The sequence below is a fragment of the Veillonella montpellierensis DSM 17217 genome, from assembly GCF_000426745.1.
Taxonomy (GTDB): Bacteria; Bacillota; Negativicutes; order Veillonellales; family Veillonellaceae; genus Veillonella; species Veillonella montpellierensis.
Window position 1 is genome coordinate 1 of sequence record NZ_AUFY01000042.1, and the last position, 1,079, is coordinate 1,079.

Here is a 1,079-nt window from a genome sequence, read left to right on the forward strand (position 1 = left end):
TAGGTTGTAGTGTTTTCAGTCGGTTTAATATGAAGTTCTTTTGACGCTACTGCTGTCAATTGGGATAGGTTGACTGCATCATGATCGCCTGTCCCATTAGCAACATCCGTAATGGTAGCACCACCAACAGAGATAGTACCCGGTTTGATTTCTTCTTTTCCACCGTCTCCTACAGTTTTTGTACCGCTCGTAATGGTGAGTGTCGTACCTCCATTGGAGATGGTTAAGTTATCTGTACCGCCTTTACCTGCAATCGATGTAATACCTTGTAAGTTAGACGCTAATTGTACGGTAAGCTTGCCATCTACATTGCTGACGCCAATGTTGTTCTTCGTTAAGGTGTCTTTCGTAGCGCCCCCAACGATGTGTAAGGTGTCATTTAATTTTTTCCTAATCACATTGTTAGTGTCAGTAGCGGTAACATCGTCACCGGCATATTTCATGCCATCATCCATAGTGGCTACTTCGTGTTTCACAGGTTTCTTTTTATCTGGATTCTTCGGGTCTACTTCTTGTGTTTCGTAGATGATGCGCGTCATGCCATCTTTGCCATCTACGCCATTCACGCCCTTATCACCTTTAATGGTAAGGCCGTTAGTGCCATTTTTGCCAGCAAGGCCAATGGATCCATCCTTACCATGAATGGTTACCGAAGACCCATCTTTACCATGTACACCGATGGTACCATCGGAACCTTTTTCACCTTTTTCACCGACGATGATTTCAGGATCTTTCGATGGTGTACCTGACTTACCAGGTTCACCTTTTACGGTCAAGGTAGTGGTAGTAACAGATTTCGATGTTAAGTCTTTATTTAATTTCACCGTTACTGTCGTATTCCCATCAGCGCCTTGTGCAATCGAGGTAAGTACGTTTTTACCATCGTATTGTTTATCCTCTTCAGAGGCATCAGCTGGTATATCTGCCGTACCTTTAATGGTAACAGTAGACCCTAGTTGGTTGGTCTTAGGTTCACCAACATTGGCATTGAATACAAGTCCTTTTTGTGTGGCTTGCGTTACGGCTTGCGTAATGCTGTCATCAGCAGCCTGTTTAAGATCAGATACGTTCACCGCTGC

The 1,079-nt window shown here is 43.9% G+C and carries 1 pseudogene; it reads right to left on the bottom strand.

Going from position 1 to position 1,079, the window contains the following annotated elements:
- A pseudogene (locus K357_RS09820) lies at positions 1–1,079 on the bottom strand (hypothetical protein); the annotation flags it as partial.